A 26,215-nucleotide genomic window follows, 5' to 3' on the forward strand; every position below is an offset into this window, starting at 1 on the left:
TCGGATGGTTAACAATTGTTAGCCTCCGGGGCCACAGCCTTATCTAGAATCGTCAGGCTCTAGTGCGTGAAGTGATACACCACGCCAAAGAGCACTGCGGAAACGCCCATGCTGATACCGATGAGCAGTGGCTCCCAGTCCGAGGACTGAGTTGCCAACATCACTGCGAAGGCACCGAAGAGAACTATCGCTCCGAGACCTCCCAGGATCACTCCTCCGCCTCCATGGTGCCGCACGGCGGAGTGTGCGGTCCGGTGGAATAGTGGTTCCATGCCGCCATGATACGTCCGTTCGGCACAAAAACCGAGGGGTCGGGCCAGAACCTAGAAAATCTCAGCCTACTTAGGCCCTGCCGCCGGTGCGTTTCTCATGGATCTGTTGGGCCGCATTCAACAGTGAGGGGTAATCAGCGCCCGGTCCTTGGGCAATAAATCCGGGGCATTCATGATCAGCCAAACCCTGCTGACCGTAGGATAATCCGCGGAAAGTTCCGTGGGCCATACGCACGAGGTGCGCCCCGGCAGCCACGTCCCACACCTTAGTATCAAAACCAATGGTGGCATCACACCAACCCGCAGCCACATGCGCAAGAGCCAAGGCAGCACTGACCTTTCTGCGCACCGTAGCGAAGTCTTGAATCCACTGGCCAAAGAGTTGCAAGGCGAGATCCCCGTCGTCGCTCAGGGACTCGGCACCAGGGTAGTCAGTCATCAAATTAGCTTGGGCCTGTTCGGGACGCTTGGCCGGTACTAGGGGAACATCATTGAGTAGTGCAGTGTCGAGATTCGCGGTGAATTCGTCTGACGAGATGGGGTCGATAATCGCCGCTGCGACCAGTTGGCCGTCAATCGCTGCGGCAATGGAAATGCAAAAGAAGGCGATGCCGTGGACGAAGTTACTGGTCCCGTCAATGGGATCAACGATCCATTGCACGGATCCCGGAGTGCTAAGACCTGAGGGCGTCGAGATCTGTTCTTCACCGAGCACCCAAGAACCTGGTACCGCGGCGAGCAAGGAGTCGGTAATGATCTGCTGGCTACGCCGATCAATATCGGTCACTAGATCATGGGCATTAGCCTTGTGCTCGACATTTACCGAAGTGCGGAAGGTAGCTTGTAATAGCAGTGCTGCACTTCGTGCCGCGTCGACAGCGGCCAAGCGTAGTTCTTCGGCGTAGGGACTTGCGCAAATTACTGGTTGCTCGCTCACCCTGTCAGCTTATCGCGCATGGCGTGATCATCACGCGTTGGACGGTGAGCAGTGAAACACCGCGTGGAACGTACTGGCCTTTAGCGCCCGGTGCGTACGGCTAACTTGTCACCAAGGTGAATCAGGATAAGCTTCTGCACATGAGTAGCATGCAACCGATCACGCCCAAAGCTTCACTGACCGAGCAGGTCACTACGATGATTCGGGCTGCCATCGTTGCAGGGGAGATGGAACCGGGGCAACATTATTCGGCCATCGGCATCTCCGAAAAACTTGGTGTCTCGCGTACCCCCGTGCGTGAGGCATTGCAACTACTCGAAAAAGAAGGCATCGTGACGGTTGCCAAAAATCGTGGTGTCAGGGTCAACCAGATTTCATTGGAAGACATCGTGGAGGTCTTTCAATTGCGGTTGGCCATTGAGCCACCTGCAGCTGCCCGCGGGGTCATCAATGCCAGCGACAGTGACCGTACCCGGCTAAGCGAATTACACGCAAAGATGCTGAAAATCGGGCGCAGTGGTGATGGTCGTGCAACCTTAGAAGCAGACAAGGAATTTCACCTTTATCTACTGGGGTTGGCTAGCAATAAAAAACTTGACGGCGTGGCGGGGCAGCTACGCAATCTAGTGCTTGCTCATGGGCAAACTACGGTGCCCTATGCCCGTAGTTCTCAAGAGCTCGCTGGCGATCGCGAAGAGATCATGGCTGCCATCCTAGCCAAGGATTCTGCGGCAGCAGCGACTGCCGTGCGCGAGCATATCTTGCGTACCGCCCAGATGCTGATCCGCTCCATCTGTTCTAGGACCGAGGGGCTTGAGCCTCAGCCATTCTTGGATCGCCTAGAAGACTTGATTTCCTAGGGGATAGTTTTTACATCCTTGTCAAAGGTGAGCTGTGCAACATAGAGTAGCATGCAACATGTAACAAAGATTGTGGTCCAGCAACATGAGGTGAAAAATGGGTCAACCGTTAGAGGGCATCAAGGTCATCGATCTCTCCCGCATTCTCGCCGGACCGCTGTGCACCATGACTCTGGCAGACTTCGGCGCTCAAGTGCTCAAAGTAGAAAGTCATAGTGGAGATGAAACCCGTGGGTGGATGCCGCCGGTGACAGCCCAAGGCGTGAGCACTTACTACTGGTCGGTGAACCGCAATAAAGAAGCGGTCATTGCAGACTTCGCCAACGCACAACATCGGGAACGACTGCGCGAACTGATTCAAGATGCTGATGTCCTAGTGGAAAACTTTCGCCCCGGTGTCTTGGCCAAATTTGGTCTGGACTACGCCAGCCTAGAAAAACTGAACCCCAGGCTCATATATTGTTCAATCTCAGGATTTGGCGAGCATCAGGGCGCAAATTTCCCAGGCTTTGACCTGCTCGTCCAAGCCGTCGGTGGGCTAATGAGCATTACCGGTGAACCCCAGGGAACTCCCAGCAAAGTAGGGGTGGCACTCGTTGACGTACTGGCGGCACAAAACGCCGTAGCTGGAATACTGCTGGCCCTTCGAGAACGAGAAAACAGTTCACAAGGTCAACGAGTCAGCATCAACCTGCTCTCGTCAGTGCTTGCTGGCATGACCAACCAATCCAGCAGCACCCTAGCCACTGGAAAATCGCCAGCCCGCCTGGGCAATGCCCACCCAAGCATCGCACCCTACGAAACATTCAAAACCAGTGACGGTGTCGTTGCCATCGCAGTAGGAAACGACCGCCAGTTTGTGGCCTTGTGTCAACAGCTGGGCCAACCTGCGCTCGCCGAAGATCCTCGATTCTCGACCAACACCGAACGAGTGGCACACCGTACAGAACTGAAAACCTTGATCGAGGCGGTAACTGCGACGCGCGATGCAGCTAGTTGGGCTGAACGGTTAATGAAGGCCGCCGTGCCCGCAGGAAAGGTCAATTCCATTGCAGAAGCCATAAGTTTCGCTCAGGAATTAGGCCTTGACCCGGTGGCGATCATCGAAGATCCCACTACCGGGCTAAGAACGACACATATTGCTAGCCCCATCGGGTTATCTCGCACCGGTGCCCAATACCGCAGCGCGCCACCAGCCCACGGGCAGCACCAAAACCTTTTCGAAGATACGGCCCATGCCTAGATCGCCCCAGTGCGAGCCCCCGAACGATAAAACAACCTCCAAGGAGCAAAAATGAACAACGCCGACCACGTCCTTGACCCGGGCGATCTCATCAACTTTGATTCGCTGCTGAGCACGGAAGAACTGGCCCTGCGTCAGACCCTACGTAGCTTCGTCAAAGAACAAATCAAACCAAACATTGCCCAGTGGTACAACGATGCCCATTTCCCGGCGGAGATCGTTCCGCAGATGGCGAAGCTGGGATTACTGGGCATGCATCTGCACGGTTACGGCTGTGCTGGCCGCTCAGCCGTTGAATATGGAATCGCCGGTGCCGAGTTGGAAGCGGGCGACTCGGGGCTGCGTACATTTGTTTCGGTTCAGGGGTCGCTGGCGATGAGCGCCATTTACAAACATGGTTCGGCCGAGCAAAAACAAGAATGGTTGCCAAAGATGGCTGCCGGTGAAGCTATTGGCTGTTTTGGCCTGACCGAACCGACCGCTGGCTCTGACCCCTCGAATATGCAGACCTTTGCTCGACGTGACGGTGATGACTGGGTGATCAACGGAGCCAAGCGATGGATCGGTCTAGCAAATATTGCGGACGTCGCGGTGATCTGGGCGCAGAGCGAAAAGGGGATCCGCGGCTTTGTGGTTCCGACCGACACCCCGGGCTTCACCGCAACCCCTATAGAGCAAAAGCTTTCGATGCGCGCATCAATTCAATGCGATATCGATCTGAATAATGTCCGCTTGCCCGGCTCAGCAGTGCTACCTGAGGTCATCGGACTGAAGGGACCTTTCTCCTGTTTGAACGAAGCGCGTTACGGGATTCTTTGGGGATCAATGGGGGCTGCGCGTGATGCCTTTGAAGATGCCTTGGCGTACTCGCAGCAACGCTTGCAGTTTGATAAGCCGTTGGCTGGATACCAAATGACGCAGCAGAAGCTGGTCGACATGGCTTTGGAAATTAACAAGGGCTTCCTACTCGCTGTGCATATCGGACGGATGAAAGACGCAGGAAATCTAGATCTGCATATGATCTCCGTGGGCAAACTGAACAACTGCCGCGAAGCAATCAAGATCTGCCGTGAGGCCCGCACCATCCTTGGTGGCAACGGCATCACCTTGGATTACTCGCCACTTCGTCACGCCAACAATCTTGAATCGGTGCGCACCTATGAGGGGACCGATGAAGTGCACTCGTTGATTCTGGGTAATAAGCTCACCGGCATACCAGCGTTCCGCTAGGCCAACTTCCACCGCGACCACTCATCCTGGTAGGGCAATGCTTTCGAGTTGGAACCCATAGTTTTAATGTTGATGGCCGTGGTGCAATAAACACGGAACTTGCTGCACGAAGATGTAAATTCGAAGTCACCACCTACGTGCATGACAAAGGGGAGAGTAATCAATGACGATTGAACGTATTCTGGTCATCGGTGCCGGCACCATGGGCAGGCAAATTGCTATGAGCTGCGCATTGAGTGGTTATCACACCGTGCTTCAAGACATCTCTGAGCAAGCTCTAGTGGACGCCCGAACGGAACTTGAATCGTGGGTATCTTCCCGAATTTCCAAGGGCAAGCTGGAAAAGAGCGACGCGGAAGCTGCCTTGGCCCGGTTGAGTCAAAGCACCAACCTTGTACAGAGCGCAGGTACGGCGGACTTAGTAATCGAAGCCGCCGTGGAACGCCTGGACATCAAGGAACAAATCTTTGTGACGCTCGGGGAGCACACCCCAGCTCATGCAATTCTTGCAACCAATTCTTCAACGCTGCCCTCTTCGCGAGTCGCTCAGGCCAGCGGCCGACCAGAGCAGGTGTGCAACATGCACTTCTTCAACCCAGCCTTGGTGATGAAGTGCGTTGAAGTGGTCCGCAACGAGCAAACGAGCGACACAACCGTCGAGGCAGTCACCGAAGTTGCGACGGCATTGGGCAAGCAACCGGTGCTGGTCAACAAGGAGATCCCAGGGTTCATCGCAAATCGCATGATGGGTGCTATAAACGCTGAAGCGTTGAACCTCGCGGAGCAGGGGATCGCCAGCATCAAAGACATCGATACCACTGCGAAGACCGCGCTAGGACATCCGATGGGTCCTTTTGAACTCATGGATATGGTGGGTTTGGATGTCATTGATTTCATTGCTCAGGCCACATATGCCGAAACAGGCGATGAGGCAGACAAACCCCATCCGCTCATTTCCCAGAAAGTTCAAGCCGGATTATTGGGTCGCAAGAGTGGCGAAGGTTTCTACCCTTATTCCTAGTTGAATGACAACTCACGAATGAATGGTGCCATGAATTACGCTCATTGAGCGATCGTCCTTTTCCTAGCCCGGCAGGTGGCATGAAAGACTGTGAACATGAGTCACATTTCGACTGATCAGCGAACTCGTCACGTAGCTTCACGCATGGAAGACAAATTCCATGGCTGGCGTGCCAATCGGGCGCAGGCAAAGGGCCATGTGGCGGTGATTCTTCCTTACACGGGCTATGGTTCAACGGGTCCTGAAGGTGGATGGATCCGTGTTCTTGCGCGTGTGGTTTTGGCCGGTCCGGGTGCCTTCGAATTTGGGCAGCAACAGGCTCAAGTGATCGCTGACGGGATCCGTGGATTCCGCAATTTCATCTCTCCGATTCTTCCCTTTGCGAAGGTCAGTATCGATGTAGGTGAGCAACGCTTTGTAGTCCAAGCGGACCGTGGCGGCGTTGTTGACGTCAAACTCGCAGTTGACCTGCCTGCTGGCTGGCAGGAAGTCCACCTTCATGCCCATGGTGGTGATCAGGCGACCGCACGAATTATGGTCATTGATCAGTCCCAGAAATTCGGTGTCATCAGCGACGTGGACGACACTGTAGTTGTGACCGCGCTGCCCCGGCCCTTGCTAGCGGCATGGAACTCGTTCGTATTATCCGAGCACGCACGAGTAGCTACTCCGGGTATGGCAGTGATGCTCCAGAAGGTTCGACAGTACCACCCCCGGGGACCGATGATCTACCTGTCCACGGGTGCTTGGAATGTTACTCAAACCCTGCAACGATTCATGTCCCGTAATCTCTATCCCGAGGGGCCACTGTTGCTCACCGACTGGGGGCCCACCGAACGTTCTTGGTTCCGTAGCGGTATGCAGCACAAAGTAGACCAGCTACGCAGACTAGCTCAAGAATTTCCGCAAATCTCCTGGATTCTGGTGGGAGACGATGGCCAGCATGATCCTGCGATTTATGCCGAATTTGCCCGCCGTTATCCGGAGTTAGTCAGAGCGATCGTGATTCGTCAGCTAACACCGTCGGAGGCTGTGCTCGCAGGTGGTCGTTCCAATGAGTTGCGCCGCACCACGCCAGGGGTTCACTGGATCTACGAGCCTGACGGTGCAAGAATCCTTGATCAATTGGTAAAGCTTGGACTCGTTAATGACGACGCCAAGTACATGTAGAAAGCAGTTTGAATAGTGGCTGAGTCGGTGCTTCGTGTGCAAGTCCCCATGCGGTGGGGAGATATGGATGCCTACGGGCATGTTAATAACGTCAATCTGATCAGGTTGATGGAAGAAGCGCGTATTGCAGGCTTTGGTGTCCCCGGAGGTACCGGCGCCCCAGGGATGGAACCGAAAGCGGAAATCTTTTCGGCAGTTCCTGCCGGGATCCAGATCTTGGTAGTGGAACACCGGGTACGTTATTCCAAACCTTTGGAGTACCGGAACGTCCCGGTCAACGTTGATCTATGGGTTGCGAACATCAAGCCGGCAAGCTTTGAGATCTGTTACGAATTTCGTGATCCAGTACAGGACTACCTATGCGTCAAAGCCGCAACCACGCTGGCCTACTTTGATCCGCGTACTTCACGAGTTCAACGACTGAGCGCTGAAGAACGCCAGGGGCTGAGTGCCTTCGAAGGCGCCTCAACTTTTCCGAAATAAACTCTTACGCTGCCGTCAATTAGGATTGAGTTATCTTTTCTTATTCAGACAGGGAGTGATGACATGACTCAGCCAGCTGGCGGTCGCATACAAAACGAATCGCGGACTTCGCGGCCTCAAGTGGTCTTGCAGGTGCTCAAGCGTGAACAGATCGCACCACATTTGATACGACTAACTCTCGGGGGTCCTGGATTCGCAAACTTTGTCGACAAAGAGGTGACGGATCGCTACGTCAAATTCTTGTTTGCCAAGCCAGAGCTGGACTTACCGTTGCCATACGACATGGATGAATTACGCACCAGGTTGGCACCAGAAGACATGCCTGTCCGTCGTACCTATACCGTGCGTAGCAGTGATCATGAGGCCAGAACCATCGAAGTGGATTTTGTGGTTCACGGCGACGAGGGGTTGGCAGGAAAATGGGCCCGCGACACGCAGATCGGCTCTTCGATCTGCTTTGCCGGACCAGCTGGTCAGTTTTTGCCACGCGAGGAATTTGATTTCCACTTCTTTGCCGGTGATGAAACGGCGATTCCTGCCATTAGCCGGGCAATTGAAACCATGGCTGATGACATGAAAGGCGTAGTCATCATCGAGGTTGCTGACGCTGCCGATGAACTGGAATTAGTGCATCCGGAAGGCGTTGAAGTTCGCTGGGTGCATCGCAACGCTCCCTTCACGCCATCGAATACTGTCTTGGAGAACGCAGTTCGTGAGTATCCGTGGCCCGGTGGTCGTGTGCAGGTATTTGCTCACGGCGAGCGAGAAGTCATGAAGAAATTGCGTCACTTCTTTTACGACGAACACGGGGTTGATCGCCGGGACATGTCATTGTCCGCATACTGGGCCTACGGTCGCGAGGAAGACGCGTTCCAAGCCGAGAAGCGTACCGACGTGGGCAAGATTTTCGCCGACTAGTAATGCAGACGAAGCTTTGGATCCCTAGTCATGTGGCCTCTACGGAGACGCTCAGAAAGTAGCAACGCCTAAGTTAGACTCACCTAAGAAAAATATTAAGATATTAGGTGACTAGGTATTGACGTTATTAGGGTAAATTGGGTTATGCTTAGTACAGAGCTTCTCCCGTGTGTGGTCGGGAGAAGCGACAAACTTGACCGAGTCCTCTCGGCTAGTTCGCTAAGGATTGAGGTTGCTCGCCTCAACCTGGCTGTCGGCTTGGCCGGCTTGAAATAGGGGAATGGATCCGGTGGCCTGCTCAGCTATCCGGATCGCGAAAAGGAATCTACCAGGATTGCACAGCCTGGTAGATTCCTTTTTCGTTAAACCTGCCCTCGAGCGTCGTAGTCCCATAGAAGAAGTGTTGCTAGATAGCGTGCTGGGGTGGGCAGTCGATCGATGTCCTGTTGGCGTACGTCAGCGTTTATTATTGCACGGCGTATCACCAAGTCGGATGTTAGAAAGACGTCCGGCATCCGTAGCCCACGCAAGGCCATGTAATCTTTGGTCCACGGTCCTACGCCGCGCAATGCCAATAGCTGGGCGAGAAACTGTTGGTCCTGGCCGGCCAGCTGTCTGCCGAAGTTTTGATACCAACTGGCAACTGTATGTAAAGTCGTTGCCCGCGCTAGAGGGCATCGGATAATTGCTTGAAGTTGCAACGGGTCCAGCGACGCGGTGACTTGCGCGGTGGGGAACGTTCGAAGTCCGCAAGGGTGTAGTTCGCCCAATTTTTCCACGTATCGGCCGGCAAGCGTGCGAGCTGCTGCGAGGGAAACTTGTTGCCCGATGATGGTCGTTGCTAACGCCTCAAATATCGTGGGGTAGCTGATCAATCTCAAGTTGTTCGAGGCTCGCGCCAACCGCGCAAGCGTAGGTTGTTCGTGAACGGACGCGTAGGCGCACGACGTATCTTGGGACAGGCCAAGCCAGCGATCGATGGTAGTGCGCAGCTTGGGAACGAGGTCGTTCGGTGCATCATGCTCGATAGATACTCCGATTGTTTGCAGAGTAAGGCGCACTTCTACCAAGTGATCATCCAAGCGCAGGACCCGGTGTACTTGCGCTGTGGATTCATCAATCCGTTCCTGCGACGGCAAGGAATGAAGCTTCAGCACCCTGAGGGTGTGCTCCACATCCAATGTGCCTGTAGATGCCAGATGAAGTGTCATGACTATGCGGACCAGATGCCTGAAGTATTCCGCCGGTGAGAACCGACCAGGTGCGTATCAACCATTCCAATTGCTTCCATGAGTGCGAACATCGTTGTTGGGCCAACAAATCTGAAGCCACGCTTTTTCAGAGCCTTTGCCAATTCTTTTGACTCAGGACTTTGCGTGGGGATCTGATCAAAGGACCGTGGTCTCGGAGTTACTTCGGGTTTATGAGACCAAACAAAGTCTGCCAGCCCTCCCTCTTCACGCATCATCAAAGTTGCCTCTGCGTTGGCGATCGTTGCGCGGATCTTGAGCTTGTTGCGGACGATTCCCGTGTTTTCCATGAGGCTGTTGAAATCATCTTCGGTGAACAATGCGACTTTTTCCGGGTCGAAGTTCTCGAAGGCTTCCCGGAAGGCTTCTCTCTTGGAGAGAATGATGGCCCAAGATAGGCCGGACTGAAAGCATTCGAGGCTTAGTCGTTCGAAGATCCCAGACTCGGAGACGACAGGCATGCCCCATTCGGTGTCGTAGTAGTTGCGCAGCATGTCGTTGGACGCCGCCCAATGCGGGCGGGCAAGGCCATCTTCGCCGATAACAAGGTCTTCAGTCATGAACCAATCTTTGCATTGCGTGAGGTCAAAGGCGTGTAGTGAAGAAATGCTTCACGTTTTAGTTACTCTCGGAAACCTGATGAAGTCTACGCGATCACCGCTGGGCGGCTGTGTTGATCACCGTCGTTCTCAGGGCCTTTTGAGCTTGTTGAGCAAAAACTCGAATAGGACCTCGGCGAATGTGACGTGATGTTCAGTGCGCGGGTTCAATAACTGTCCGAACTCATCTATCATCGTTATATGGCGATAATAGAGTCAGTGAGCGATGCAATAGTGAGTCGTGATGAAAAGACGGCTGAGGCCGCACTATTTCATGCCCTCGCGGATCCAACCAGGTTGCTGATTCTCGAGCATTTGAAGACTGGCGAGCATAAGGTTAGGGAACTGACTGATCACCTCGGACTTGCGCAAAGCACCGTGAGTGCACACTTGGCCTGCCTGCGTGATACGGATCTGGTTAAGGTCAGAACCCAGGGGAGGGCGAGTATCTACTCGCTTGGTGATCCAACGCAGTTAGATCAGTTGTTGCTCGTGGCACGGCAACTGATCCCCAAGCAGACTGCGCATCATTGGCAAGAAGCGCACGTGGGCAACGAGAAACTGGGGCAGTCATGAGCCATGATCATTCGCACGGGCATACTCACGATCATTCGGAGGCAAATCGCACTCGTTTGGCATGGGCCTTTGGCATCACCGCATCCATTCTTGTGGCAGAGGTTATCGGTGCAATCGTTACTGGTTCGTTGGCGCTGCTGGTTGATGCGGCACACATGCTTACCGACACCTTGGGGTTACTGCTCGCGCTCACCGCGGCCAATCTAATTGCCCGAAAACCTACTACGAAACGAACCTGGGGTTTTCGTCGCGCTGAGGTTCTCTCTGCAACTGTGCAGTCCGCACTCTTGTTGGCTGTGGGCATCTACGCGGCCATCGATGCGGCACGCAGATTATTTGCACCAGAAGAGATCCAGTCCTCGGGACTGTTGGTCTTTGGTGTGATCGGATTACTCGGAAATGTCCTGTCTATGTGGATCATTTCCTCCGGACGCAATAACAATCTGAACATGCGTGCAGCTTTTCTTGAAGTAGTGAATGACGCGCTAGGTTCTGTCGCGGTAATTGTGGCGGCCATTGTTATCGCTAGTACCGGATGGATGCAGGCCGACTCCGTTGCTGCATTAATCATCAGTGCATTGATCGTTCCTCGTGCCCTGAAGCTGTTGAGCGAAACGACTCATATCTTGCTGGAATCTACTCCCCGAGGTTTGGACCTGATTGCGGTGCGCGAACATCTGGAGAATCAGCCAGGGGTGATCGCAGTTCATGATCTACATGCCAGTCAGATCGCTTCAAATCTTCCGGTGCTCACCGCGCACGTAGTCGTCGAAGAGTCAGCTTTTTCCTCAGGGGTGGCAGGGGAGCTGCTCAAGGACTTGCAAAAGTGCGTAGCGGATCACTTCGCAGTCAGTATCGAACATTCGACTTTTCAGATTGAACCGCCAGCGCATCAAAGTACTGAACATCAGCACGGGTGCGAGGATCAGGGCCACTAGATTACGCCTCAGTGGGCTGTGGATTAGTTTTGTCTTAGCTGAGTCATACCTGAGTATGATGCTACGGTGGACTAATTCACTCCTGCTGACTGATGCCCCTCTGGCTAGATGTTTTATATTCTTTTGATATGACTTCTGAAACCCTGCCAAAAAATGAATATGCGGTCGCTGCACGCGGCCTCACAAAGACTTATGGACACGATTCCACTCGCGTTGAAGCACTCCGAAGTGTTGACGTCGCCTTCCAACGATCAAAGTTCACTGCCATCATGGGCCCTTCCGGCTCCGGCAAGTCCACATTGATGCATTGTCTAGCCGGCCTGGATTCCGCGGACAGTGGTGAGATCATCATCGGCGGCAAGAACCTGCTTTCACTCAACGACGATCAGCTCACAGAGATGCGCCGTGAACAGATCGGATTCGTTTTCCAATCCTTCAACCTCGTTCCGACCATCACTGCGCAAGAGAACATCTTACTTCCACTGTCTTTGGCGGGAAAGAAGCACGACAAGGCCTGGTTCAACACGGTCATCGATGCCTTGGGCTTGCGCGAGCGACTGACACACAAACCACACGAACTTTCTGGTGGCCAACAGCAGCGCGTGGCCGTGGCTCGTGCTCTGCTCACTCGACCCGAGGTGGTCTTCGGTGACGAGCCGACCGGCAATTTGGATTCGCGCACGGGCGCCGAAGTTCTCTCGTTGATGCGCTCGTCCACTCGCGAAATGGGCCAGACCATCATCATGGTGACCCACGATCCTGTCGCCGCATCTTATGCCGACACGGTGCTGCTTATGAAAGACGGCTCGCTCGTCGGAACCATCGAGGGGCCTACCGTGGCTACCGTGTCCGAGGCACTTGCCTCATTGGCGGAGTAAATAATGCTGCATGTAGCGCTTTCAAATATTAAAACGTACGCCAGACGTTATATTGCTGTGGTGTTGGCGGTTGCCATTGGTACCGCATTCCTCGCTGCAACACTGGCGGTCAACTCATCAACGCAAGCAACCCTAAAAAACTCCCTGGGCGAGGCATATAAAGATGCCGATCTGGTGGCGTACGCCGACGCAGACCTGGATCCCGACGCCGAGGAAATGTCCACACTTTCCCCGGATACGGTCGCTGACATCCGTGCCCTGAGTGGTGTCTCAAAGGCCTACGGTTTAGGTTATGTCTACGGTCAGATGCACACGGCAGACAACGGTTATACAGTTCAGATCCAGTCTGTTGACCCTAAACAGGGTCTGGGTGGGCTGGAACTGGTGGAAGGCCGTGCTCCGCTGTCCGATAACGAGATGATGATCGATGAAGCTCACGCTGAAACGATGGGTGTCTCGGTGGGCGATGTAGTTGCTTTGGACGATGAACAAGGCAAAGCACAGAACGTAAAGATTGTTGGTCTTCAACGATCTTCAGCTAACCCACGCACTTCGGCCTATGCGTTAGCCGGAATGAGTGAAAAAGCGTGGAGTCACATTGCTGGTGAGCAGGCTTCGTTCGACAGTATCGTGATCAACGGTGATGCTTCCTTGGATGCTGTCACAGATGAACTTCTTGATTACTTCGCTACGAAGAAGATGAAGGACATCGCGGTCGTTACCGCGGATCAAAAGGTGATTGACGATGTAGCTCAGATGACTGGTGGTTCCGATCAGCTGACCATGATTCTACTGATCTTCGCCCTGATTGCCTTGGTGGTTACCGGCCTGGTTGTTGTTAATACGTTCTCGGTAGTCATTGCCCAGCGCACCCGCGAATTGGCTCTGCTCCGAATTCTTGGTGCCAAGCGCAAGCAGATCCGCAGTTCGGTGCTCCTAGAAGCCTTGGTCATCGGCGTGCTGGCCTCGGTTGTTGGTGTTGTGCTTGCGGTTGCCTTGCTTGCAGGCCTGATCGCTATCCTGCATGCAACGGTTCCGGCAATGTCATATGCCGCCCTAGCAGTGACCCCATTTGGTCTCATTGTGCCAATTATCGTGGGTATCCTCATGACGGTGATCGCCGCGAGTTTGCCAGCTCGTAGAGCCATGAAGCTGGCTCCGCTAGCGGCGCTTCGCCCATTTGACGCGGCAAGCATGAAGAACCGTGCAGGCATCGTGCGCATCATCTTTGGTGCCTTGCTGACCGCTCTCGGTGCGGCGCTGTTGATTTATGGTGCGCTCAAGGGTGATCTGCTTATCGCATTCCTTGGTGGGCTGCTCTCCTTCCCTGGAATCCTGATGCTGGCATCCTTGTTCGTACCACGTAGCGTGGCCGGTATCGGCAAGCTTGTTGCGGGTAACTCGACCGCACGTCGTCTTGCTGCACTGAATGCGGTGCGTAACCCTGGTCGCACCACGTCGACTGCTACAGCCCTGCTCATTGGTGTAACGCTAGTGACCATGATTATGGTTGGTGGGCAGACCGCCAAAGCCAGCATGAATAATGCCATTGCCGGTGAGTACCCAGTGGATATGAACGTATCCTTCTACGAGGGCAACGTGAACGATGCCAAGGCCAAAGAACTTGCTCAGAAAATCAACGCGGTCGAAGGGGTCACTGCTACCTCAACGTTCGTTGTGACTGACGTACCGGTTGACCTAGGCGAAGAGGAGCCGATCAACATTGGCTTGCTCTCGGTGGATCCTGAATCATTCTCCAAGACGGTTCTCGATCAGAAGATCGTTCCACAGCCAGGGGAGCTCGTGTTCTCCCAGTGGGACTACGAAAAGCCAACAATTAAGATTGGCAACAAGACGCTGAAGGTCAAAAATTCGGGCGCTCTTCTTGCTGGTAACCCAATTGCCGAAGAGACTTTCAAGTCGTTGGGTATCAAGAGCGATAACGAGTACCCCGGGATCACCATCAAGGTAGATGACGGAATTTCCGGTTCTAAGATCAACGAGTTGGTCACCGAAATTTCAGATATCACCGGCGTTGATTCTTCGATGATTGACGGTGGTGTAGTCATGAAGTCGATGTTCTCTCAGATCATCGACGTACTGCTGACCATTGTTTCTGCGCTACTGGCTGTTGCCGTCCTGATTGCCTTGATTGGTGTGGCGAATACGCTGAGCCTATCGGTGTTGGAAAGGACCCGTGAGAACTCGCTACTTCGTGCCCTGGGACTAAAGAAGAAGCAACTTCGAAGCATGCTTGCGACCGAAGCCGTGCTAATCGGCGGTGTCGCTGCCTTGCTCGGAATGATCCTGGGTGTGGCCTACGGCTTGCTCGGTGCGCGCGCTGCTCTATCTGCGATGGGACCGATGACCTACTCCATTCCATGGTGGCAGCTTGTTGCGGTCCTTGCGATCAGCATCATCGCGGCGTTGCTTGCCTCCATCACTCCTGGCCGACGAGCTTCCAAGCTGTCGCCGGTTGAAGGCCTGGCGACCGAGTAGGAACCAAGGATAGAAGGGTGGGACCTAGAGCAGCATCATGAGCTGCCTACGGGTCCCACCCTTTTCCATGTCAGAAGCACTGACTTTTTGCCGTTTGGTAGATTGACGTCGTGAATATTGAACTTACTCGCTTCAGAGTATTGACCGGGAAAAGCTCCGTAGTTGACCAGTGGATGAAACTGCTCAATGACAATCTACCGGCCGTATTGAAAACGTTGGACGATGAAAAGATGTACATCGAGACCATATTCAGCGAGACGCTGGACGGAGTCGATTACCTTTACTGGTACAGCATGCAGGGCGAAGGTGGGATCGAGGTTCAAAACTCAGAACACCCGATTGATCAAGAGCACCTAAAATTCTGGAGAGAATGCATCGACCCAGATTTCACGCCACAACAGTTGCTACCTCGGGTGAGCATGATTCCTGATCGAATCCGTTCATGCATGAGTTAGAGTCGATGACTTAACGTTTAATGGCCGGTTCACGTGAACCGGCCATTAAAGTCTCTGATCGGCGCTAGCCGCGTAGGGTGATTGTTGTTGCCATTGCTGGCGAACGGCCCGTAGTCACAAAGCCCGAGATATTCGATCCCGGGTGTTTGATGATGTCCGTAATCGAGCCCAGATGCCGACTCAAGTCGATCTTGTCCTCTGGCGCTGCAAGCACCAGATGGAAACCGAACTCCTGAAGAGCGCGTATGCCTGCAGCCGCATATTCAGAGTTAGCCTGAATAAAGGCCTCATCGATCATCACGGTTCCGAAAGAAGTGAATCCGGCCGAGGCAAAGCCGAGTTGGTAGGCCAATGCTGCACCCATGATGAAGGACGTAAAGCGCTGCCCTTCACCTCCAGACAGTGTTCCAGGCTCAAGTCCCGTCTCAATTTCACCATTGGGTTTGTGCTCATTACAGCTGATCACTACATGCTGTCGGACATCGAGAACCGTTGAACGCCAAGCATTCATCGCTGGGTCGCTGAGCGCGGTGACCAATGCTTCCAATGCTTGGTAGGAAGTAGCCAGAGACGACTCATCCTTGGTGGTGTAAGCCTCTTGCAGGGCTTGTTTGAGTTCCTTCCGGAAGGTTCCGGCTTCCACAGGAATGGCGTTTTCAACTTCTAAGCGCAGGATTGATCCGTGCTCAAAAGTGACTTCAGCCAGAATTTGATTCAGCGGTTTGATGCGTTCAGAAATCATTCGACGCTCTTCATCCAGAAGCTGCAAGAGATCGCTAAAACGTTCGTAGGAGCGGTTGGCGAAGTATTCACGGAACTGCGCCTCATGGTGAGGTAAACCGTCAGCCACGATCTGTTCGTGAAGTTGTGCGTAGTGCTCGGCCGCTTCGGGGGTGGTTCCATGCGTCTGAGCGTGCGAGGAGCCAAAGTCCCGAGCAAAACGACGGAAGGTTTCGCTCAACGCGCTACCGACTTCTTGTCGCTGGCTACTTAGAGAGTTCAACTGACTGCCCAGCTGCAGTTTGACCTCAGCGAAAGCCTCGCTGATCTTTTCACTTGGCGGGCAGCTACCGGAGATGACCTGTTCCAGAACAGGACCTAGCAACTGGTGCTGACGTAGCGAAAGCGGAATCTCCTGCTCCCACTGCGCTGCTGGTTCTTGCGCGGTGGACAGGACTTGCTGAGCCCGCTCAACCTGTAGCTGTAGATCTTGGATCCGTGAGCGAACCAGTGCCAAGTCGCCCACGAGTTTTTCTGCTTCAGCTTTGGCAGTTTCTAGTTGCTGCCGGACGCGTGAGGAATCACCGGATAAGGACAGGGCATCGCCAAGTTTTTGCTCACCGCGACGCAACGCCTCCAGCGCACCGGATGAATCAAGCTGGCTGAAGCTGCGTTCGTCAGCGATGATGGCTTTGAGCAGCTGGGACTTGGCAACAACTTGGTTTTTCGCAGCGCTTCGCTCATCGGCGGCCTTCTGCGCCTTGATAATTTCCTGCTCTTGTCGCGCGGCTTTAGTCTGCAACTCAGCGATCTTTGATTCATTGGTGAAGCCCAAAAGATACTCGGAGGCCGGCAGCCCGCGGGTATCTCGCTCGAACGTGCCTGCACCAGATTTGATCGTTCCGGCCGGGGTAATGGCCTTGGGATGAACATGCATCGCGGAATCATTATCAACGCAAACCAACGGATAGTCTGCGGTAATTTTTGATTTTAGCCACCGGCCTGCGTCTCCTGGAGCGAAATCGAGTTTGGTGACCAGATCGGCGGGTCCAGCATCTGCTGATTTTGGTTGCTGCGAAATATCGGTCCAACGCACTCGACCCAGCCCATCAAGCTGATCGATGGCGTGGGTCACCTGCGAGAGCAATTCACCAGGAACCAACAAGGTTCGCGCCAAGGAATGAAGCGCCTTTTCAGCGGCCAAGCGCCACGTGGAAGCGTCCGCGGAAACATCCATCAGTTCGCCGGCGAAGGGCAACTGATCTTCACGAAGTGAACAGGCCGAAGCGATGGCTCGACGGGCGGCAATCGCCCGCTCGTCAATGTTGCTGGCCCGACGCTGGTACGAACGAATCTGCTCATCCAGCGACTCTGCACGCTTGCGAAGATTGACCAAATTGGCCATCGCCTCATATTCGACAGTTTGCGCATCTTGGGTAATCGAGGTCAGCTGCTGCAACGTGCGTGCAGCATTCGCGCGGAGCTCTTCAAGACCGGTCGCCGTGAACTCAAAGGTTAAACCAGCATCAGACGCTTGCTGCTGCAAAGCCCGAACAATGTTCTCTTTTTCGCTCAACGTCTTACGGGCAACATCGGCTTCACGTTCAAGGAGCATGAGCGAAGCGGAACCTGCCGAATCATGTGCGGCCTCTAGGGACTGCAACTGATCATCCAGTTGTTCCTTGCGCGCACGCAACTCTTGTTCCTCAGCTTGCAGCTTTGCCAATTCACTTTGATGAGCGCTCAAGTCATTACGCAAGACCAGCTGACGAACCTGAGTTTCCAGATTTTGCACATCGCTGTCCAGCAGCTGACGGGTCTGAGTGATCTGTTCGGCTAACACGCGGTAAGCCTGATCCTGAGCAGGAACTTCTGCCAGTGCATCGCGTTGTGCACGAGCTGTATCCAGCTGACGGTAAATGCCACGTAGGTGGGCAAAGTCTTCTACTGCAGCGGCCGCGGCTTTCAGTGTTGCCGGTTCTTCCAGGACTTCGTGGCGGAAGAAAAGGTTCACGCCCTTGGCAAGCCCTTTACCATTTTGCAAGGTACGTAGCAGCGCGAAAGCCTTGTCACTTTCCACGCCGAGCCGTCGGCGCAGGCGTTCGATGAAGGCCTTGTGAGTGTCAAAAGCTTCGGTCGGTGACAGCGCCTTGGACAGCGAGGAGACCGTGAAACGGCGAGGACCATGGTTCTCTAGCTCCGCGATGTCTACCTTGCCTTCGCATAAGAGGTAATGCTTAGAAACCTGGCCTTCCAGACCTGCATCCGGCAAATCGAAAACGGCACCGGCGGTGAGCGTATTGCCCATTCCATCGTCGTAGCTAAGGATGATGGCGCTCCAAGTTGCCCCCGGGCGCTGGAACACGGTTCCTTCACTGGTTTTGAACTGACGACCTCTCATATAAGAGAAGGTCGTACGGCGGTCTTCGCGGGTGGCTGCGTCGTTGGCAGATTCGTTCAGGCGCGGGGTCGCGAAGAAAACGTGACCCATGGCGTCAAACAAGGTCGACTTGCCGACTCCGGGGTGCCCTGTCACAAGAGTTCCAGCACGGTCCACCTCAAGATCATGAAGTCCGTGGAAGGTACCCCAATTAACGATCTGAACCCTGCTGAGTCGATGTTGACCTGGATTGATCGCGCCGCCTAGGGGAAGAGTCATTTCAATGCTCATCGATTACTCCTGCACCAATTCGGGGGTCTGTTCAACTAGTTCGTCATTGTCGTCAGCAGTGAGATTGAATGCTGGTTCGTTGGCATCGATTGCCGCGATATAACGAGGGATGTCTTGGATATTGCTCAATGGCAGAGCCATCGCCAACGCAGGAGAAATGCGGAATTCGTTCTCCAACTCAGTGCTGGTCAGCAAACGTAAGGACTGCAGGCGGCCAATAGCCGCATCGCAGGACTCTGCGAAACGCTTGTCATCACGATCGGTTGACTGACGGTGTTCCGCAAGGATTTCGTGCATCGTTGACCGGGAAACCACCGCATCTGTTCCACTACCGGAGTGTTGTTCTAGCAGCAGGCGTAAGCGCAAAGCCAAGAGCGTTTCATCGCGCTTGAGTGGACGGCGAGGTGCAATGGGAGCGGTATGCACCTGTTCAATTTGTGCCGGCGTGAGCATCGCAATTTTTCGATCCATGTCCAGGGTCAAAGACAAGAAAATTTCCGAGAAATAATCGGAGATGGTTTGTTGCTGATCAAGGAGCAACTGCCAAGCTGCTGCGTCGACAGATCCATCGAGGTAGGGTCCCCGCAAGAGACGGACCAGTAATTGGCGCAGTACAAGAGAGAAGTTTCCGGTATCACCGTCGAACAGTGGTTCGGTGATCGGTGCGGCGTAGGCATCGTTCGTGGTCATAGCGGCTCCTTCGTGAAGTGTAGGGCGGGGAGGATTGCGGTTCTCATCGAGCCGTCAAGTTGCTGGAATTCAATATTGATCAGTTCGCTCTCATTGAGCGTTTCGCCATTGGTCCGGCCGATTTCCACCAGCGCGCGGATGGAATTTAAATGCCGGTGTTCATCTTCTAAGGCGTCAAAGACCGTGCCCAAATCCACCGTATTGTCAGCTGACGCTTCAAGATGTGCAGTGATCGAGGACCGCAAGAACTTCATATTGGCTTGTGGGGTGCTCGGATTGCGGACAATGTCGGACTCGTTGAATTCGGGAGCATGGGCCAACGGTGGCGGCGCTACATGCTCGGAAGGATCGTAGATTCCGAGCCCGAAAAGTGTCATGAACTGCGGGGTGTATAGATCTATCGGGGCCAGTCCACGGCGCGGTTTCAATGCTGTGGACTTGCTGATGGCAAGTTCTGCCTCACGAACCGCTTGCCGTAGCAACTCGGCTTGTTTGTAGTCTTCGGACTGCACAAAGGCGTGTAAGGATTCGGAGAGCTTGCCATAAGAGGTATGAACTTCGGCGGCTTGCCGGCGCAGTTCACGCAACAAATTGGTGAGAATCTGGCGTTCGGTGGCATCCAAATCGTCCACAAAGTCGCGTTCGAGTACTTCAGCAAGGGCCGAACGAAAACGTTGCTGCGCGTCGGGAGAATTAAGGAACTCGGTGAAGCCACTAAAAGTTTCACCCTCGGCGGTAGAACGTAGCTGACGGTCTGCTTCGAGCACCTGGCCTACAGCCACTCCCTTAGCTGTGGAAGCATCGAGAATACCTTCACGCAGTGAATGCAACATGTCCTGGACACCATCACGCATACGACGGAAGTCTGCTGGCAAACTGGAAGCCAAATCCAAGAGTGAACGCGTAGCTGACAATGCAGTGGTTCGCGAGAGTACCGCGGGTTCATCACCACTACGTAGCTGCTCAATTTGGGCTTGGCGAATAGCGATCTGCGATTCAAGCGCGCGAATTCGAGCTTCTGGATCCGGATCGGTTTCATGAACCAACGATTCCAAGGAAGAAAGCAAGGTGTTCAGGCGAGAGGAGTTCAGGTGTGAGTCGTCGGTCGAAAAATCTGCCAGAAAACGTAGTGACCGCATGGTTTGAGCACTCGGTTCATAAACAAAGCGTCCATCGATCAGTGGACGAGCCAAGATGCCTTGCTTGACCCAGCTTTCGGCAAAGTCCTGTGCAGAGTAGGACTGGGAGATCTGCTCATCGCTCTTACGCGCTTGCTTCAGGAAAGAATCGAGAGAAGCGTGAAAAAGTTCCAACGCAACTCGGGAGCGGTCCGCAGTGAATTCGGCGCGGATAAAAGCTACCGCCCAGGGTTGAGCCGTCAATAGACGATACGCTGCTGAGCTTTTGAACTGCTGAGCCTGAAGCCACAAACTATTCGCGCGGTGCGAGGGCTGCATGTACTTCCTTGATCTTTAGGACGCCTAACCAATCAATTCTAAGTCATTGGCCTCAACAGAAAATGTGTATCTATCCAGCCAGGGTGGCAATAACTCATAGATCCGGAAGAATCGCCGGTGAAAGACTGTCGTCGTATCGCCATTCTGTGTAGGGTCGCACTTACTAGATGACGACCGGTTTTCTGAAAATCTCTAAAGCTAGGTGCGGTGCACGGAGGTGAGGATCAATGAAGTTCTTCTCGGCGGTAATTTCGATCTGTCTTGTGATGACTCTGGCTGCTTGCAGTGACCCAGGTGACCAGCAAAGCCCCTCGACCAATGCCTCTACCAGCGATGATGATCAGCGTATTGCTGGTGTCAAAGCAGAGATTAACAGGCTGGCTGATGGGTACGATTACGATGCTGCGATCAAGCTAGCCAAAGACGATGCTAGCGATGAACTCAACTCCATGGCCCGAGGCCTTGAAGAGGAAAAAGAGCAAACTACGCCGTGGGAGCATCCGGAGAAGATCCCGCACCTGTTTTTCCATTCGCTCATCGTGGACACCGATCGAGCATTTGACCAAGACAGTCGTTCGGGCGGATACGAGGACTATATGGTGACCCAGAAGGAATTCTCACAGATCCTCCAGGAGCTCTATAAGAGGGACTATGTGCTGGTTAATCCTGAAGACTTTGCAGCGCTGAACAAGCAGAAGAAGATGGAATATCGAAAGATCATGCTGCCTAAGGGTAAAAAGCCGCTGGTCTTATCGGTTGACGACCTGAGCTACTACGAGTACATGGACGGCGATGGATTCGCTAGCAGACTAGTGCTGGATGATCATGGCAAGGTCCGCAACGAGTACGTCGACGCTGCCGGGAAGAAGCAGCTTGGTGCTTTTGACGTCACCACGATGGTTGATGACTTTGTCGGCGAACATCCTGATTTCACGTACCGCGACGCCCGGGGCCTTGTAGCAATGACGGGCTATAACGGTGAATTTGGCTACCGCACCTCACCAAGCCAATATCCGAAGAACAAGAATCTTGCAAAGGATCAAAAAGACGCAACGGCCATTGCTGAAGCTATGAAAAATACGGGGTGGGTATTTGCCTCGCACTCTTGGGGTCATCTGAATACGGGCTCAGTGAGCATGGCGCGCCTTCAAAGTGACACCAAACTATGGAAAGAGGAAGTTGAGCCCATCGTTGGTCCCACGGATCAATACATCTATCCCTTCGGTGCTGATATCGCTCAAACCAATACCTATTCAGGTGCTCGTTACGAATACCTGAAAAGTCAGGGATTTGATTACTTTTATGGGGTGGACGGGACTACAGAGTCGTGGATGCAACAGGTCGGTGGTTACCAACGACAGATGCGCATTAACATTGACGGGCTTCAATTCGCCAAAGAAAAAGCTGGTGATCGTCCTGTACTGGCGAACTTCTTCGACGTCGACAAGGTGATCGACCCAGCGCGAAAAGCGCTGGATCGATCTAAAAAGTCTACAAAGCCATAAAGGCGCCGAGTTGTGACAACGCAGCCGGGGAAGAAGGCAAATAATCCGTGAGTCGCTCACTACGGACGATGACGGCTTTCCATTGACCGCGAGAAATCGCGACATTGATTCTATTGCGATTCAACAAGAACTCAATGCCACGCGAGGCATCATCAGCGCTGGAACAGGCCATGCTCATTAAGACGACTGGGGCCTCTTGACCTTGGAACTTATCTACCGTGCCAACTTTGACCGCTTCAAGACCATGGTCTGCAAGCTCTTCGCGGACCAAGTTCACTTGAGCGTTATAGGCTGCGACAACAAGAATGTCACTGGGCTCCAACGCACGTACAGCTTTGCCTGGTCCTGGATTCCATGGCAGACCTAGGTGTTCAAGAATGAGGTCTATGATCGCGTCCGCTTCCTGTTTCGAACTGACCGTATTGCCACGGTGTTCTACAATACGCGTGCTGACTCCGGCCGGGGTGCCTTCGAGAACCCGCAGTCCGGCAGCATGTGCTGAAAACAGCTGGTTGTCGTAGCTCAAAGCTGAGACCTTGGCACACAGTTCGGGGTGCATCCGCCATGAGGAGGCAAGGAAATAACCCAGTTCGGAAGGCAATACGGGTGCACCAGCGGAGAGCCATCCCAAGGCAGACTCATCCACCGGCTGAGGATGTGAACCCTGGGTGACCTGAGGCAGCTGCTGTGGGTCCCCGAGCAATAACAAGTTCCGCGCAGCGCGCGAGACGGCCAAAGTATTGGCCAGAGAGAACTGTCCGGCTTCGTCGATGACCAGCAGATCCAGCGATCCGGCCGGCACTTTGGAACCGGTCAAAGTCCACGCAGTGCCACCGACCAAAGCGCCGTCGGCGGAATTCAAAGCTTGCGCAACTGAATCTTTTGAAGTCCCCGCCCATGGAACAGGATCCTTGTGTTTGACTTCTTTGGCGACCACTTCGGGATCGACACCGGCTTCAACGGCTTTACGTAAGACGTTTTCCACCACTGCATGTGATTGAGCAACGACACCGATTTTCCAACCGGCATCGATCAACTCACGAATCACGTGGGAAGCTACGAAGGTCTTGCCAGTACCCGGAGGCCCCTGGACCGCAAGATACGAGTTATCAAGATCCTTGAGAGTTTCAACTACGGCCGAGTAGATTTGCGGTTGACCATCCGCCATTACTGGCTCAGCTGGTGCGGGCAATGACTTCAGTCGTGGTGCAATACGACGAAGGATATCGATTCCCGGTTGCTGGGGCAGTGTCGGTACTGTGGCCCCAACCTTTTGCGCAATTTCATTCAACGCGTCATCGATGCTCTTGGTCATCAACGGTTTGTCTGGAGTCAGCGCAACAGGGAATGAACCGTAGGGTGGGATTTTTGCTGTGGACTTCTCGGCGACAATTAGCCACCCCTCACCGACCTCCACGACGGAAGTATTAAAAGCACCGCCACGTAGCGACTCATCTACTTCCATACCTTCAGGAAGTGGGCCGGTGAACATGGCAAAGACTGCCGAGCCGGGGGACAGCAATGAGCCTTCAGCCAAGGTGCCTTTCAGCTTAGTGATTCGAGTGAAAGTGCGCGCCTTTGGTGTGGCCTTATGCCAGTCCTCGATCACCTGCGCACTGTCCACCGTAAAGACTCCTCGAACATCGCTCCATTCATCCACAGGTGCCGAGAGCCGGTCGTAGTGTTCCCACCAGAACTGCTTTTTCTCGCGACGGTTGTAACCGGTGGCAGCGGCAACCATAGCGATAGCACGATCATCATCGCTCAGTGGCTGTCCTTGGGGAAGGGAGGTTAGATACTTCTGGAGGCGTAGCTCCTCGGGGGTCGGCTCGTACTCGTTGGTGGTTTCTTCTAACAGGGGCAGCTCAGGCGCCGATGCCGGGTGATGCTCTTCCAGAGACAGAAGCCAGTCGCGCAAGCGCAAGGTTGAGAGACAGTCGTACTCGTTGTAGTCAGCAATGGATTCCAGCACCGCATTGGCGGTGGGTTCATCATTGGCCGCGCGTGCCTGCATGTAATGGGCATACGCGACGACGGAGGCGCCGGCATCGGTAACGTCCCCGCCACGTAGATGGGATCCCATATATAGGGGTTCGAGCTTCTTGATGGAATATGAGCGGGTAGAGACAACTAGTGAGTTGCGCACGGTTTCATAGAGGTCCACGAGTAGGTTCTCGCGCAGCCAGGCATCTACTTCCTCTTCACCGGCGATATGGACCTGAGAAAGCTTTCGCAGTGCAGACTTTTCGTAGGCAGCGTAGTGGTAAATCTTCATCTGTGGGTAGCGTTGGCGACGCTGCTGCACGTAGCTGATGAATTCTAGGAAGGCTTGGCGTTCTTCGGCGCGGTTGTGAGCCCAAAAAGGTCGGAACACCGGTTCGCCGGTGTCATGTTCAATGACGCCGAAGAGGTACTCCAAACCCCAAGAACCATCGGTTTTTTCCTGGTACAGCGGGTCGCCTTCAAAATCGAAGAAAATATCACCCGGGTTGGGCGCTGGCAGCGAAGTGATGGTTTGTGAGGATTTGACCCTGAAGCTTACCCCTTGCACTGAACCATCGACTTGACCCAAACCAAGTTGCATTTGTGCCTGGTCAACCATCCGGGCTAGCGATGTTCCTGGCTGTGCCTTAACCTCGGCCAGCTCTTGAATAGTGAAGATCTGGCGCTGTCGCAGCTTTTCGCGTTGCGTCATGGACATGCCAGCGACCAAGAGAACGTCGTGTGTTGCCTGCACCTGCTCGCCGCAGTAATCGCACCGTCCACAAACGCGGATTTGGTCGGAGTTCCAGAGCACCGGCGTCTGTGCTGAACGATGCTCGTTGATCATTTTGAGGAAGCGAGCACGCTGCGCCCTGAAGACGGGGAGTATCTCATCGACGCGATGCACTGAGTGGGTGCCATCGCCGAGCACGAGGGTGGTTTTCGTCGAAATAGGGATGTCTTCTGCGATCATCTGATCCGCATAGGCGGCCACTTGAAGCAGGGCACTGACCCGAGCGTGGCGAGCTAACTTGGTATCCCAGACCGCCCACGACCCGTCAGGCTGACGGACCAAGAAATCGGCAAAACCGATGAAGGAACCGTCGAAAAAAGTCGCCTGGAAAATGACATCAGCACCACTGCGTAGCACAGAGATGGTTTGTTCATGTGCCGCGCGTAGTCCTTCGGGGCTCATCGTTGGCCGCTCATGGAACTGCTTAACTCCAGTGCCATTGGCCGGATCATATTCGCCGTAGGTATTGATCAGTTCAGCCAACACGTTATGTTCATGCACGTCGCCAAGCACTGCGGTGCGTTCGAGCATTTCATCACGGACGTCTTCGAACGCTGGGCGTCGCCCGAGCTTCACGTCAAGCTTGTACAGCGACTGGAAATTGCAGTCAACGGCCACTGCAAGGTCACTGGCAGAGAAGATGAATTGATCTTCCAAAAAGAACACGGGGCCGGCGCCTTTCGCTGACTAATACCTACCTAGTCAACGTAGCACCGGACCCCGACAGAATCGACGTTCTGTTAACTGCTAGTCTTTGGACTTCTTGGCTCCGCCGATGAGCAAAGAAAGCAGCGCAACTCCGGCGGTGACGCTATTGACGGCTGGCCAAGCACCAATTTTCTTTGCCAGTGGATGGGAGGCGCCAAAACCACCGACGTAGGCGCTGATGAGCGCTACTGCCTTGCCGGTTCCGGCGTCTTTCTTCCACATCAGGAAAGAGCCAACGCCTGCGGCGCCGAGTACCACTGCTGCCAACTCACGCTTCTTTGTGGCACGGCCTGTTGCATAGCCGCCGGCTAGTCCGGTGATTGCCAAGGCAGTTGAAGCTAATCGAGACATGAATTTCC

General features: G+C 54.1%; 22 protein-coding genes. 13 read left to right on the top strand and 9 right to left on the bottom strand.

Features of this window, described 5'->3' with window-relative positions; translation table 11 throughout:
- Window positions 1–59 precede the first annotated feature (59 nt).
- On the bottom strand, window positions 60–272 hold the full coding sequence (locus tag FJV47_RS14090) for a hypothetical protein (protein ID WP_159614084.1): 213 nt from the start codon (window positions 270–272) through the stop codon (window positions 60–62).
- Window positions 273–342: 70 nt separating this feature from the next.
- Window positions 343–1,209, bottom strand: coding sequence for an inositol monophosphatase family protein (locus FJV47_RS14095; protein WP_159614086.1), 867 nt, complete (start codon window positions 1,207–1,209; stop codon window positions 343–345).
- A 140-nt stretch (window positions 1,210–1,349) separates the two neighbouring features.
- Here FJV47_RS14095 and FJV47_RS14100 point away from each other — a divergent pair, with 140 nt between their 5' ends.
- The 7 genes from FJV47_RS14100 to FJV47_RS14130 all read left to right on the top strand — a co-directional run bounded on the left by FJV47_RS14100 (window position 1,350) and on the right by FJV47_RS14130 (window position 8,134).
- Window positions 1,350–2,069 (top strand): GntR family transcriptional regulator, encoded by a 720-nt coding sequence (locus FJV47_RS14100; protein ID WP_159614088.1) that lies wholly within the window; start codon window positions 1,350–1,352, stop codon window positions 2,067–2,069.
- Between the two features lie 97 nt (window positions 2,070–2,166).
- Window positions 2,167–3,312, top strand: coding sequence for a CaiB/BaiF CoA-transferase family protein (locus tag FJV47_RS14105; protein ID WP_159614090.1), 1,146 nt, complete (start codon window positions 2,167–2,169; stop codon window positions 3,310–3,312).
- 51 nt (window positions 3,313–3,363) lie between these two features.
- Window positions 3,364–4,542: an acyl-CoA dehydrogenase family protein gene (locus tag FJV47_RS14110; protein WP_159614092.1), complete on the top strand. Its 1,179-nt coding sequence runs from the start codon at window positions 3,364–3,366 to the stop codon at window positions 4,540–4,542.
- Between the two features lie 163 nt (window positions 4,543–4,705).
- Window positions 4,706–5,563, top strand: a complete 858-nt coding sequence (locus tag FJV47_RS14115; RefSeq protein ID WP_159614094.1) for a 3-hydroxyacyl-CoA dehydrogenase family protein — start codon at window positions 4,706–4,708, stop codon at window positions 5,561–5,563.
- A gap of 96 nt (window positions 5,564–5,659) precedes the next feature.
- Window positions 5,660–6,733, top strand: a complete 1,074-nt coding sequence (locus FJV47_RS14120; RefSeq protein WP_159614096.1) for an App1 family protein — start codon at window positions 5,660–5,662, stop codon at window positions 6,731–6,733.
- A gap of 15 nt (window positions 6,734–6,748) precedes the next feature.
- Window positions 6,749–7,216: a thioesterase family protein gene (locus FJV47_RS14125; protein ID WP_159614098.1), complete on the top strand. Its 468-nt coding sequence runs from the start codon at window positions 6,749–6,751 to the stop codon at window positions 7,214–7,216.
- A gap of 63 nt (window positions 7,217–7,279) precedes the next feature.
- On the top strand, window positions 7,280–8,134 hold the full coding sequence (locus tag FJV47_RS14130; RefSeq protein ID WP_159614100.1) for a siderophore-interacting protein: 855 nt from the start codon (window positions 7,280–7,282) through the stop codon (window positions 8,132–8,134).
- Between the two features lie 362 nt (window positions 8,135–8,496).
- Here the strand turns inward: FJV47_RS14130 and FJV47_RS14135 are convergent, their stop codons facing one another.
- Window positions 8,497–9,345 carry a DNA-3-methyladenine glycosylase gene (locus FJV47_RS14135; protein WP_159614102.1) on the bottom strand — a complete coding sequence of 283 codons (849 nt, stop codon included), beginning with the start codon at window positions 9,343–9,345 and terminating at the stop codon, window positions 8,497–8,499.
- A gap of 2 nt (window positions 9,346–9,347) precedes the next feature.
- Window positions 9,348–9,944 carry a DNA-3-methyladenine glycosylase I gene (locus FJV47_RS14140; protein WP_159614104.1) on the bottom strand — a complete coding sequence of 199 codons (597 nt, stop codon included), beginning with the start codon at window positions 9,942–9,944 and terminating at the stop codon, window positions 9,348–9,350.
- 240 nt (window positions 9,945–10,184) lie between these two features.
- Between FJV47_RS14140 and FJV47_RS14145 the strand changes: the two genes are divergently transcribed.
- From FJV47_RS14145 to FJV47_RS14165, 5 genes are all read left to right on the top strand, one after another.
- Window positions 10,185–10,559 (top strand): metalloregulator ArsR/SmtB family transcription factor, encoded by a 375-nt coding sequence (locus FJV47_RS14145; RefSeq protein WP_159614106.1) that lies wholly within the window; start codon window positions 10,185–10,187, stop codon window positions 10,557–10,559.
- Complete coding sequence (locus tag FJV47_RS14150; RefSeq protein WP_159614108.1) at window positions 10,556–11,497, top strand: cation diffusion facilitator family transporter; 942 nt, start codon at window positions 10,556–10,558, stop codon at window positions 11,495–11,497. Before FJV47_RS14145 ends, FJV47_RS14150 begins: the two co-directional genes overlap by 4 nt.
- A gap of 128 nt (window positions 11,498–11,625) precedes the next feature.
- The gene (locus tag FJV47_RS14155; protein WP_159614110.1) at window positions 11,626–12,375 is read left to right on the top strand and encodes an ABC transporter ATP-binding protein; all 750 of its coding nucleotides are present in this window, start codon (window positions 11,626–11,628) and stop codon (window positions 12,373–12,375) included.
- Window positions 12,376–12,378: 3 nt separating this feature from the next.
- Entirely contained in the window at window positions 12,379–14,874 is a 2,496-nt protein-coding gene (locus FJV47_RS14160) for an ABC transporter permease (protein WP_159614111.1), read from the top strand.
- Window positions 14,875–14,984: 110 nt separating this feature from the next.
- Entirely contained in the window at window positions 14,985–15,329 is a 345-nt protein-coding gene (locus tag FJV47_RS14165; protein WP_159614112.1) for a DUF6176 family protein, read from the top strand.
- A 64-nt stretch (window positions 15,330–15,393) separates the two neighbouring features.
- Here FJV47_RS14165 and FJV47_RS14170 read toward each other — a convergent pair whose 3' ends face one another.
- From FJV47_RS14170 to FJV47_RS14180, 3 genes are read right to left on the bottom strand one after another with little or no spacing between them, the layout of a single operon-like run.
- On the bottom strand, window positions 15,394–18,720 hold the full coding sequence (locus FJV47_RS14170) for an ATP-binding protein (protein WP_159614113.1): 3,327 nt from the start codon (window positions 18,718–18,720) through the stop codon (window positions 15,394–15,396).
- Between the two features lie 3 nt (window positions 18,721–18,723).
- Window positions 18,724–19,410: a DUF4194 domain-containing protein gene (locus tag FJV47_RS14175; protein WP_159614114.1), complete on the bottom strand. Its 687-nt coding sequence runs from the start codon at window positions 19,408–19,410 to the stop codon at window positions 18,724–18,726.
- Window positions 19,407–20,867, bottom strand: a complete 1,461-nt coding sequence (locus tag FJV47_RS14180; protein ID WP_159614115.1) for a DUF3375 domain-containing protein — start codon at window positions 20,865–20,867, stop codon at window positions 19,407–19,409. Before FJV47_RS14180 ends, FJV47_RS14175 begins: the two co-directional genes overlap by 4 nt.
- Window positions 20,868–21,094: 227 nt before the next feature.
- Here FJV47_RS14180 and FJV47_RS14185 point away from each other — a divergent pair, with 227 nt between their 5' ends.
- The gene (locus FJV47_RS14185) at window positions 21,095–22,372 is read left to right on the top strand and encodes a polysaccharide deacetylase (protein ID WP_200832019.1); all 1,278 of its coding nucleotides are present in this window, start codon (window positions 21,095–21,097) and stop codon (window positions 22,370–22,372) included.
- On the opposite strand, the gene FJV47_RS14190 is transcribed toward FJV47_RS14185, so the two are convergent.
- Together FJV47_RS14190 and FJV47_RS14195 are read right to left on the bottom strand one after the other, a co-directional pair.
- Window positions 22,359–25,814: a bifunctional RecB family nuclease/DEAD/DEAH box helicase gene (locus FJV47_RS14190; protein ID WP_159614116.1), complete on the bottom strand. Its 3,456-nt coding sequence runs from the start codon at window positions 25,812–25,814 to the stop codon at window positions 22,359–22,361. The two genes, FJV47_RS14185 and FJV47_RS14190, sit on opposite strands and share 14 nt — an antisense overlap.
- Window positions 25,815–25,895: 81 nt before the next feature.
- Window positions 25,896–26,207, bottom strand: a complete 312-nt coding sequence (locus tag FJV47_RS14195; RefSeq protein WP_159614117.1) for a hypothetical protein — start codon at window positions 26,205–26,207, stop codon at window positions 25,896–25,898.
- Between the last annotated feature and the right edge of the window lie 8 nt (window positions 26,208–26,215).

It is taken from the genome of Glutamicibacter sp. JC586, assembly GCF_009805585.1.
Taxonomy (GTDB): Bacteria; Actinomycetota; Actinomycetes; order Actinomycetales; family Micrococcaceae; genus Glutamicibacter.

Bases quoted from the DNA above. Each gene is read 5' to 3' on its own strand.
- FJV47_RS14090 (WP_159614084.1), bottom strand. From the start codon at position 272: ATGGAACCACTATTCCACCGGACCGCACACTCCGCCGTGCGGCACCAT.
- FJV47_RS14100 (WP_159614088.1), top strand. From the start codon at position 1,350: ATGAGTAGCATGCAACCGATCACGCCCAAAGCTTCACTGACCGAGCAG.
- FJV47_RS14105 (WP_159614090.1), top strand. From the start codon at position 2,167: ATGGGTCAACCGTTAGAGGGCATCAAGGTCATCGATCTCTCCCGCATT.
- FJV47_RS14110 (WP_159614092.1), top strand. From the start codon at position 3,364: ATGAACAACGCCGACCACGTCCTTGACCCGGGCGATCTCATCAACTTT.
- FJV47_RS14115 (WP_159614094.1), top strand. From the start codon at position 4,706: ATGACGATTGAACGTATTCTGGTCATCGGTGCCGGCACCATGGGCAGG.
- FJV47_RS14120 (WP_159614096.1), top strand. From the start codon at position 5,660: ATGAGTCACATTTCGACTGATCAGCGAACTCGTCACGTAGCTTCACGC.
- FJV47_RS14130 (WP_159614100.1), top strand. From the start codon at position 7,280: ATGACTCAGCCAGCTGGCGGTCGCATACAAAACGAATCGCGGACTTCG.
- FJV47_RS14135 (WP_159614102.1), bottom strand. From the start codon at position 9,345: ATGACACTTCATCTGGCATCTACAGGCACATTGGATGTGGAGCACACC.
- FJV47_RS14140 (WP_159614104.1), bottom strand. From the start codon at position 9,944: ATGACTGAAGACCTTGTTATCGGCGAAGATGGCCTTGCCCGCCCGCAT.
- FJV47_RS14145 (WP_159614106.1), top strand. From the start codon at position 10,185: ATGGCGATAATAGAGTCAGTGAGCGATGCAATAGTGAGTCGTGATGAA.
- FJV47_RS14150 (WP_159614108.1), top strand. From the start codon at position 10,556: ATGAGCCATGATCATTCGCACGGGCATACTCACGATCATTCGGAGGCA.
- FJV47_RS14155 (WP_159614110.1), top strand. From the start codon at position 11,626: ATGACTTCTGAAACCCTGCCAAAAAATGAATATGCGGTCGCTGCACGC.
- FJV47_RS14160 (WP_159614111.1), top strand. From the start codon at position 12,379: ATGCTGCATGTAGCGCTTTCAAATATTAAAACGTACGCCAGACGTTAT.
- FJV47_RS14170 (WP_159614113.1), bottom strand. From the start codon at position 18,720: ATGAGCATTGAAATGACTCTTCCCCTAGGCGGCGCGATCAATCCAGGT.
- FJV47_RS14175 (WP_159614114.1), bottom strand. From the start codon at position 19,410: ATGACCACGAACGATGCCTACGCCGCACCGATCACCGAACCACTGTTC.
- FJV47_RS14180 (WP_159614115.1), bottom strand. From the start codon at position 20,867: ATGCAGCCCTCGCACCGCGCGAATAGTTTGTGGCTTCAGGCTCAGCAG.
- FJV47_RS14185 (WP_200832019.1), top strand. From the start codon at position 21,095: ATGAAGTTCTTCTCGGCGGTAATTTCGATCTGTCTTGTGATGACTCTG.
- FJV47_RS14195 (WP_159614117.1), bottom strand. From the start codon at position 26,207: ATGTCTCGATTAGCTTCAACTGCCTTGGCAATCACCGGACTAGCCGGC.